Here is a 9,288-nt window from a genome sequence, read left to right on the forward strand (position 1 = left end):
AGGGATTAGTTTTTCAAGCCCTGCTCAATAATTTTTGGTGTTACGAATATGAGCAGTTCTTGCTTAGTATCTTCCCGCTGGGTGTTTTTAAATAACCAGCCCAATAATGGAATATCGCCTAGCAATGGAACTTTAGACTCATCGTAAGTTGTTCTATGTTGGAAAATACCACCAAGAACAATAGTCTCACCATTATCAACTAATACCTGAGTACCGATCTCTTGAGTGTTAATTGCTGGAGCACCGGCGCTGCCGCCACCATCAGGGTTAGTGAAAATAACATTCTCACCACGGGTATCCTGGGTAATTGCCAAGTCCAAAATAACACGACCATCTGGAGTAATCTGTGGTGTTACCTTAAGCTCGAGCACAGCCTCTTTGAACTGTACGTTTGATGCACCAGATGAAGCACCCTGAAGATATGGGATCTCTTCACCAGCCTTAATATAAGCTTCTTTCTGGTTAGCCGTAATTACTTTAGGACTTGCTACCACCTCACCACGATTCTCAGACTCAAGGGCCGAAAGCTCCATATCGACGACAATACCGTCTTGAAGGCGAGCAAATGATAGGCCAAGCGAGCCGGCAGGGTTAGCAATCGGTAGATTAACGTTGAAGTCACCATTAACTTCACCAGAATTCATAACATCACTCACTCCAAAGCGAGAGCCAAGGTCGCGAGCGAAGCCATCATCAGCAGTTACGATACGCGCTTCAATTAGCACCTGTCTAACTGGAATATCCAGTTGTGCAACTAATCGTCTGACATCTTCGATTTTTGTTGCGACATCCTGTACTAGAATTGTATTAGTTCTTTGATCAATGGTAACTGAACCACGCTCTGAAAGAATACCAACTGAATTATTATCGCCAGAACCACCACCTAATCCGGCTTGCAGAATACCAGCAATTTCAGCAGCTTTTGCGTAGTTAACCTGAATCAGCTCAGTACGCAATGGCGCTAACTCTTCCTGCTGTTTATTCGCTTCCAGCTCTTGCTGCTCACGCTGTGCAATAATATCAGCAGGTGCAATCATCATGACATTACCTTCCTGGCGCTTACCTAAACCTTTAGACTTAAGGATAATATCTAGCGCTTGATCCCAAGGCACATTAACCAGGTTAAGAGCCATTGAACCTTGCACATCATCACTGATCACTATGTTGATACCGGCAAAATCACCCAGAGTATGCAATATTGCTTTTAAATCCATATCCTGGAATTGTAGAGTTAAGGTTTCACCCGTATATTTTGGTTGCTCACGCTCACGCTTTTCAATTTCCTGCTGGGTAAGAGGTTTTAACTCGATCGTGTATTGATCATTTGCCTGGTAGGCCAGGTATTCAAATGTATCATTAGCACGGATTGCCAAGCGTACTCCGTTACCACGCGAAGAAGTTTCCACGATCTGGGCAGGTGTGCCGAAATCGATAACATCCAAACGGCGAATCAGAGCAGGGTCAATGTCAGCGCCCATAAAGTCAGCAATTACCGTTCGACCTTCCTGACGTAAGTCCACAGACACATTCGGGTCACCAAGATTAACGAGTACTCGGCCTTCTCCATTGACACCACGACGGAAATCAATACCTGAGATATCATAACCTGAGCCAGCGCTATAACTTGATGTACGGTTAGGCTTAGTGTCATTGTTTGAAGCTACACTACCTTGATCCAAAGTAACAACATAGTCAGAACCTTCAATTTGACTGTTATAAGAAACCAGCTCAGACAAATTAATGACTACTCGCGTTCTATTTTGAGCCTGGATAGCCGTTACAGAGTTAACAACACCAACACCAATATCCTTGGTTTTAAAATCAAGTCCAGAGTCGACGCCTTCAAAATCCATAGAAATTCTCGCAGGATTAGCAGTCGTAAACTCCTGCGGCGTAGGAGGCACATCTGAATAAGTCATTCTCAGCTGCACCTTATCACCCGGTAGCACGTTGTAATTAATAGATTCAAGCTGACTGGCATGTACGCCCCAGGATGCAAGCATCGCAAAAGCAAACACTGAGCAACTTTTCATAAATGTAGTAGTCTTTGTCAACATAGTCGATTTACCCAATTGTGACTTGTTTGTCCATAAGTGGTTTGTATTCTTCATAGTCCAGCCCCCTACTGCCCTAAGACAAGGTATTGTGTGCGAGCTTCCCAACACCCACGACCATTGGGAACTATGGCTTCAATGGTGATTTGATTGCTATCAATCTTAGTGATGCGACCATCATCTAAGCCAAGATACTCACCTTCATGAACAGGTTGTATTACGCCTGCACTGTCACCACTTAAAATCTTAACCAGACCGCGGTGCTCTTTGTTATTGGAAATCAGGCCTACATATTGCAGAGCATCAAGACCATATTTTTCTAATTCATGTTTGCGACGGTTTGGATCCGGCTTGATATCCGAAACACAGTCTGCGTCAATTTGCAGAAGGCGCGTTTCAAACTCAGGATCCAACCTGGCAAACGGACTGCGCATATCTGATGCCGAATAGGTGAATGGCTCATAAGGCTTCACTTCCGGCAATGGCGGTACGCTAGTCGGAGTTTCATCTTTAATCTGTTGAACCCGTGCCTGTAGGCTGGATAAGTCAGCATCCTCACAACCTGCAAGCATCCCCATCATTACTGATAACCCAAGTAGGGTTGCTATCTTGTTATTACGGTAACTCACTGCTGCTCATCCTCTGATTCATAACGATAAGTTTTGGCAAGTACACTGAAGCTTAAGCGCTCTGCCCCCTCAGAATCCGGTTGAGACCCCCTTCTATTTGTAGCTGTACGCGCAGGCTCAATCTTGAAATCATGCAACGTTACGATACGAGGTAAGCCGGAAATGCGACTAACGAAGTCCGCGATTTGATGGTAACTACCAGTCGCTAAAATTTGAATTGGCTTTTCGATGTAAAACTCCTGTTTTACTTCGTCCAGATATTTGTGTGATAAGAGATCCACGCCAGCACCTGTCGCTGCGTAAGAAATTTCATCCAGAAGGCCAGGAATTTCTGTGTTTCGCGGTAGCTGTTGCAATAAGCCTTTGAAGGTTTCTTGCATTTCAGCCATTTGATCACGATAGGCCTGTAAGTTCGCAGCTTTCTTGTACTTAGTTTTGAACTCGTCAATCAGCTGATTCTCTCTAGTTTGGGCTGACTCTAACTCACTAATTTGCGCATTAGTATCAAAGTAATAACCCGCTCCCAGTACCAGCAACATTACAGCGACAATGACAAAAATCTTACCCGGAAGTGGCCACGACCCAATATTACTAAAGTCTTGATATTGACTTAAATCAGCCATTATTGACCTCCTTCCTGTTGCCCGTTATTTTCAAGGCCTGGTGTTTGTTGCTCAGCATCCAACACAAAGTTTTGCGCTGGCATGCCTTTGTCATCTTTATTAACATCTCTAAGTGCTTTGGTGTTCAAGCGCTCAGCCGCATCCATTTTACGCATAAATTCTGAGATGCGAGGATTGGTTTCAGCTTGTCCGGTAAAGGTTAAGTTAGTCCCTTTACGTTCCCAAGTTGTTAAATTGATACCTTCAGGAACAACGTTAACCAGCTCATCAAACATACGCACCACTTCCGGGCGACTTTGCTGCAAGCCCTGAATCAAATCCATTCGCTTGATTAACTCTTCACGTTGCTTTTCCAGTTTGTTAATTTCTGCAATTTGACGATCAAGCTGTCTTAACTCAGTTTCTAAAAACTGGTTACGCTGTTGCTGACTTTCAATTCTTGATGCCATTACTGTGTGCACCAAAAACCAAATCAGTCCAGCCAGAATTGCCATTAGCAGTAAAGTAATAATGAATTCTTTTTGTCGTTCCTGACGTAACTCCTCACGCCAGTCGAGTAAGTTAATGCGTGCCATTAGTCGAAACTCCTTAGTGCCAGTCCACAGCTAATCATCATTGCTGGAGCATCTGCACTTAAAGCCTGAGTATTTACGTGAGAAGAAATCGACATCTCAGCAAAAGGATTAGCAACACGTGTTGGGGTTCCCAGGTGCTCCTGAATCATGCCGTCCAGGCCATCGATTGAGGCGCAACCACCAGCCAGGATGATTTCATTAACGGAGTTAAACTCGCTCGCAGAAAAGAAGAACTGCAAAGCTCGCCCCACTTGCTGAGTAATGATTTCAGCAAAAGGAATCAATACCTCTGTTTCATAATCATCCGGCAAACTGCCCTGTTTTTTTGCTAAACCAGCTTCCTGATAGGACAAACCATAGCGGCTTTGAATTTCTTCGGTAAGCTGATTACCGCCAAATAGCTGCTCGCGGTTATAGATAACCTGACCGTTACGCAGCACATTTAAACTGGTCATGGTGGCACCGATATCAACGATAGCTACCACTGAGTTTTCAATATGTTCAACGGTTTTCTTTTTGGTTAACTGATAAGCACGCTCAATGGCGTAGGCTTCAATATCAACTACTTTTGGGATCAGGCCAGCAATTTCCAGCGCATCAACACGGGAATCTACGTTCACGCTTCGAGACGCTGCCAGTAGTACATCGACCTGATTATCATTAACTTCAGAATCACCCAGTACCTGGAAATCCAGATTGACCTCTTCCAGTGGATAAGGGATGTACTGATCTGCTTCGACCTTGATGACGTCTTCCATCTCCTGGTCGGTCAGGCCCTTTTCCATTTGAATAGAACGGGTGATAACCGCGGAACCTGAAACGGCCACGGCTGCATATTTTGTTGTAGTACGAGCTTTATCGACTGCTTTTTTAATTGCATTGCCGACGGCTTCTGTATCACGAATATCACGCTCAACCACAACGCCCTGTGGCAGTGGCTCTACCGCATAACGGTCAACTCTGTAACGATTCCCCACTTTGCCAAGCTGGAGTACCTTAACAGCTGTCGAGCTGATATCGATACCGATAACTGGTACTTGTTTCTTTTTGAATAACCCCAGAACCATAAATCCTATGCCTCATTAAGTTGGTTCAACATCTTCCCTATGCGTTATCTATCTTAGACTTGTCCCCAAAAAAGTGCATACTTTTTCATCACGAAAGTTAAACTTTTTTATTAACTAACGTCTCTAAGATACTATATTTACACTGATTTACAAAAAAATTCAGCCTTTTTTTTAGAAAAAGGTATACTGGTGCTCAATTATTTCCCGAGCTTTCACAGCCCACAATAAAACTTTCTGAAAAAATGACCATCAATATATTGAAGAAATTAGCCTTTTTTGTGAGTCTACTCACAATATTTATGGTTTTAATTGTTCTTGGTGCATACCTCTTTGCAGCGCCCCAAGTGCCTGCAATTGATTCTCTCAAGAATGTAAAATTTCAGACCCCAATGCGCATTTACACTGCTGACGGGAAACTGATCGGCGAATTTGGTGACGTGCGACGTATCCCTGTAGAGCTGGAGCAAGTTCCTCGTGACTTCATTAATGCGCTTATTGCGACAGAAGATCAACGCTTTTTTGAACATGGCGGTGTTGATATTCAAGGTTTATTGCGCGTAATCAAGGTTGCTCTCTTTAGTGGCGAGTTTTCTGAGGGTGCCAGTACTCTGACCATGCAGACTGCACGTAACATGTTCCTGACCCGCGATCAACGTCTCCAACGTAAACTGGTCGAGATGTTTCTGGCTATCAAAATGGAAGAAGAGCTGAGTAAGGAAGAAATCCTCGAGATCTACGTTAATAAAGTCCACTTTAGCCACCGCGCATACGGACTGGGGGCCGCAGCACAAGTATATTATGGCAAGGAGTTGACTGAGCTGACTCTACCGCAGGCTGCCATGATGGCTGGCTTGCTCAAAGGGGAATCTGCTTATAACCCGATTTCAAATCCTGAGCGAGCTTTCCAACGCCGCAATCTGGTTCTTAGCCGTATGGTTGAACAGAACTATATCGCTCAGGCCGAGTATGAAGAAGCCGTTGCGACTCCTTTAACCGCAAGAAAGCATACTGCAGACCTGGATCTGGAAGCCCCCTATGTCGCTGAGATGGCACGAATTGATGTGATCAATAAATTTGGGCGAGAAGTGGCCTATAATCAGGGCCTGATCGTTCAGACTACCATTGACTCAAAACAGCAAAAGGTTGCAAACGAGGCCTTGCGCCAGGGTTTGCTTGAGTATGATCGTCGTCATGGCTACAAGGGCCCGGAACTTGTGCTGGAAGATTTTAATGCTGACGATAAAGAAGCTCTTCTAACGTTACTTGAGAGCACCCCCACGATAGGGCCGTTATTACCAGCTGTAGTGCTCAAAGTTGACGAAAAATCCATCGAAGTTTTAAGCAAAGACGATCAAGTGCTAACCATTGACTGGTCGGGTCTTGAGTGGGCGGCTAAATTTATCAGTGACTCACGAATAGGCAATAAGCCTGAAAAAGCTGCTGATATTGTCAGTGCTGGGAGTATCATCCGCGTTCTCAAGATAAACGAAGATGAGTGGCACTTATCACAAATTCCAGAAGCTTCAGCAGGCTTTGTGGCAATGAGTCCTCATGATGGTTCAATTACGGCCCTGGTGGGAGGCTTCGACTTTTCGGCCAATAAATTCAATCTGGTCACTCAGGCACGTCGTCAACCAGGCTCCAACATCAAGCCTTTTATTTATGCCGCTGCTTTTTCTAAGGGCTACACGGCTGCCAGTCTGGTCAATGACGCACCCTTTGTGCGAGTGAATGAATCGATTGATGAAGTATGGCGCCCTCAAAATGACAACCTTAAATACAATGGGCCGACCCGCCTGCGCATTGGTTTAAAACGCTCCATTAATACTATTTCAACGCGACTCATTGATGCCATTGGCGCAGATTATACTGAGCAGTTCCTGGTCAATCTGGGGTTGCCAGACGAGCATATGGATCCCTATCAGTCATTAGCATTAGGTACCGCCAGCTTCACGCCTCTGGAGATGGCCTCAGCTTATGCGGTGCTGGCTAATGGCGGCTATCAGGTTGATCCCTACTATATTAAGGAAATTAGCTCTTCTGTCGGTGATGTCTTATATGAAGCCAGCCCAATGCTGGTGTGCGACGAGTGCCAACAGATGCGTATCGAGAATCAGATTAGAGAGCAAAAGTACGCTCCTGAAATTCGCAATGAACCAGCACTACCGATGCCCGAAGACCGCATTGCCAAGCAGGTAGTTGACCCAAGAGATGCCTTTATTATTTATGACATCATGAAGGATGTGATTCATAGCGGAACAGCAACCACTCAGCTGGTGCGTCGCAATAGTCCACTGTTGAAGCGTAACGATCTGGCGGGCAAAACAGGCACGGCTAACGACTATAAGGATGCCTGGTTCTCGGGCTTCAACCGTGAAATTGTGGCCAGCGCCTGGGTAGGTTTCTCGGATCACCGCCGTAGCCTTGGCCAGTATGAGTATGGTGGTCGCGCTGCACTACCCATTTGGGCAACCTTTATGGAACAAGTTTTAGAAGGAACACCATCAAAAGAAATGATCCAGCCACCCGGGGTAGTTTCGACAAAAATCGACCCTGAAACTGGCAAGCTTGCTTCGCTTGGCCAAACCAATGGAATCTTCGAGTTCTTTCGTGACGACAATGTTCCTACCGAAGTTGCGAGACAGGAGCAGGAAGACTTCAACACCATCTACAATACACAACAAGACGAAAAGTCCGTTGAACAGTTGTTTGATGATGAAATGATGCGCCTGCTGGATGAATCTCCTACTGACAGCGATACAACAGAGGACAGTTCCAGAGAAGCGCTGGAAAGACAGCTTGATGAAGAACTCAAGCAGTTACAGAAACAATCTGATGAAGAACAACAGGAAGAAGAAGCTACCGATCCCGGTTCCATCTTCTAGCTCTACCCTTATTTAGTCAGGGACGCAGTGTCCCGTCCTAAAATAGGTTGACAGCTTTTTAAGTTGAAGCCCGAGCCTTGTCTCGGGCTTTTTGATGCACTTGTTCAGGTGTTTTCATGCCCAGGCCCAAGTGCGGCCTCATCTGATTATATATCATAATCGATTCTTTAATGAGTGTGTTGAGCTCCTGATAGGTATGACATCGCTGTACCAGGAACTCCTGTTTTAATATGCCATTGATACGCTCGGCCTTGGCGTTCTGATAGCAATCATAACCGTCGGTCATCGATGGCGTGATGTTTGCCTTGGCCAATGCGGCCTGATATTCACTCGAGCAATACTGTAGCCCTCTATCCGAGTGGTGGATGGTTGGCTTGACGTATTGCCGCTGCGCAACAGCTTGCTTGAGTGCCCTCACCATGTGTTTTGAGGTTAAGTCCGAGCTTAAACAGTAGCCCATGATTTTCCGGCTGTAGGCGTCACTGACCAGTGACAGGTAGTGCGTTCCTTCAGCTGACTCCACATAAGTAATATCGCTGACAAATACCTCTTCGGGCGACTCGGCCTGCTGCTCCTTGAGCAGGTTGGGATGCTTTTTCATCCAGTGTTTGCTGTGGGTCGTTTTGGTGTAGCTTCGTTTGGGGCGAACCAGCAAACGCTGCTCCCTTAAATAGTCAAAGAGTCCGTCACGACCAAGCTTAATGCCCGCTTCATCTAGCCGTGGTTTCAGCAGGTGATACAGCTTACGGGTGCCGAGCCGAGGCATAAAGCGACGCCAGTGAAGTACCCAGTCATGAACCGGCTTCAACTGCTCCTGACGCTGATGGTATGCCTGTAGTCGCTGATATACCGCCTGACGACTGATACCATATAACCGACACGACCGGACAAGCGCTAGCCGCCCCGACGCTTGCGCAATTTTTGCCGCTCGGATAAATACTTTTTTTCGAGTTTGCTCCCCGTGATGCGGTCCATCTCCTTGAGCATCTCATGCTGAAGATAGTTTAAATCTTTGGCATCCCGAAGCTCCTGCTCCAGTCGCTTGATTTTCTGTTCCGGTGTTTCCTGCTGCTTCATGACTCGCCCTCCGCTTGAAGACCAGTCCAATTTACCATGTTTTCGCAACCAGACTAAAACCGTACTTCGTCCTTGTATTCCATACCGCTGTTGTGCCTGTTTATAGGTTAGCTGGCCTTTTTCGACCTGCTCAACCACTGACAATTTAAAGCCTAGGGTGTAATCACGTTGAGTTCGTTTTGGGGATGTTGGTTTAGATATTTTCATGAAATAAGCCTCCAGAGTGTCAACTTATTTCAGGACGGGACACAGACATAAAAAAAGGCACTTTTAATAAGTGCCTTTTTTAATTCTACAAAATTAAAGTAATTAGCTTACTTTAAGGGGCTGATCCAGATAACTAGCCCATTTCGTCTTTAACCCATTGTTTTAATTGAT

Annotated in this window: 7 protein-coding genes; 1 reads left to right on the top strand and 6 read right to left on the bottom strand. The window is 45.5% G+C overall.

The features are described 5' to 3' along the window. Window positions 1-5: 5 nt before the first annotated feature. From pilQ to HUJ19_RS11420, 5 genes are all read right to left on the bottom strand, one after another. Window positions 6-2,033, bottom strand: a complete 2,028-nt coding sequence (gene pilQ / locus HUJ19_RS11400; RefSeq protein WP_290624323.1) for a type IV pilus secretin PilQ — start codon at window positions 2,031-2,033, stop codon at window positions 6-8. An 89-nt stretch (window positions 2,034-2,122) separates the two neighbouring features. Further along, window positions 2,123-2,683 (bottom strand): pilus assembly protein PilP, encoded by a 561-nt coding sequence (locus tag HUJ19_RS11405; protein ID WP_290624324.1) that lies wholly within the window; start codon window positions 2,681-2,683, stop codon window positions 2,123-2,125. Beyond that, on the bottom strand, window positions 2,680-3,306 hold the full coding sequence (locus HUJ19_RS11410) for a type 4a pilus biogenesis protein PilO (RefSeq protein ID WP_290624325.1): 627 nt from the start codon (window positions 3,304-3,306) through the stop codon (window positions 2,680-2,682). The genes HUJ19_RS11405 and HUJ19_RS11410 overlap by 4 nt, the downstream gene beginning before the upstream one ends. Next, window positions 3,306-3,881 (bottom strand): PilN domain-containing protein, encoded by a 576-nt coding sequence (locus tag HUJ19_RS11415; RefSeq protein WP_290624326.1) that lies wholly within the window; start codon window positions 3,879-3,881, stop codon window positions 3,306-3,308. The genes HUJ19_RS11410 and HUJ19_RS11415 overlap by 1 nt, the downstream gene beginning before the upstream one ends. Further along, window positions 3,881-4,948 (bottom strand): pilus assembly protein PilM, encoded by a 1,068-nt coding sequence (locus tag HUJ19_RS11420; protein ID WP_106647448.1) that lies wholly within the window; start codon window positions 4,946-4,948, stop codon window positions 3,881-3,883. Before HUJ19_RS11420 ends, HUJ19_RS11415 begins: the two co-directional genes overlap by 1 nt. A 389-nt stretch (window positions 4,949-5,337) precedes the next feature. Here HUJ19_RS11420 and HUJ19_RS11425 point away from each other — a divergent pair, with 389 nt between their 5' ends. Next, entirely contained in the window at window positions 5,338-7,833 is a 2,496-nt protein-coding gene (locus HUJ19_RS11425) for a penicillin-binding protein 1A (protein WP_290624327.1), read from the top strand. 58 nt (window positions 7,834-7,891) lie between these two features. Here the strand turns inward: HUJ19_RS11425 and HUJ19_RS11430 are convergent. Further along, window positions 7,892-9,117 (bottom strand): IS3 family transposase gene (locus tag HUJ19_RS11430; RefSeq protein ID WP_290624328.1). Its coding sequence is split into 2 segments (ribosomal slippage): window positions 7,892-8,802 and window positions 8,802-9,117, totalling 1,227 coding nucleotides; the frame shifts between segments, so codons are not numbered across the junction. Between the last annotated feature and the right edge of the window lie 171 nt (window positions 9,118-9,288).

Origin of the sequence: Kangiella sp. (assembly GCF_014762745.1) — a bacterium.
GTDB lineage: Bacteria > Pseudomonadota > Gammaproteobacteria > Enterobacterales > Kangiellaceae > Kangiella.

Coding starts and splice junctions, on each gene's coding strand:
- HUJ19_RS11415 (WP_290624326.1), bottom strand. CDS start 3,881: ATGGCACGCATTAACTTACTCGACTGGCGTGAGGAGTTACGTCAGGAA.
- HUJ19_RS11425 (WP_290624327.1), top strand. CDS start 5,338: ATGCGCATTTACACTGCTGACGGGAAACTGATCGGCGAATTTGGTGAC.
- HUJ19_RS11420 (WP_106647448.1), bottom strand. CDS start 4,948: ATGGTTCTGGGGTTATTCAAAAAGAAACAAGTACCAGTTATCGGTATC.
- HUJ19_RS11410 (WP_290624325.1), bottom strand. CDS start 3,306: ATGGCTGATTTAAGTCAATATCAAGACTTTAGTAATATTGGGTCGTGG.
- pilQ (WP_290624323.1), bottom strand. CDS start 2,033: ATGAAAAGTTGCTCAGTGTTTGCTTTTGCGATGCTTGCATCCTGGGGC.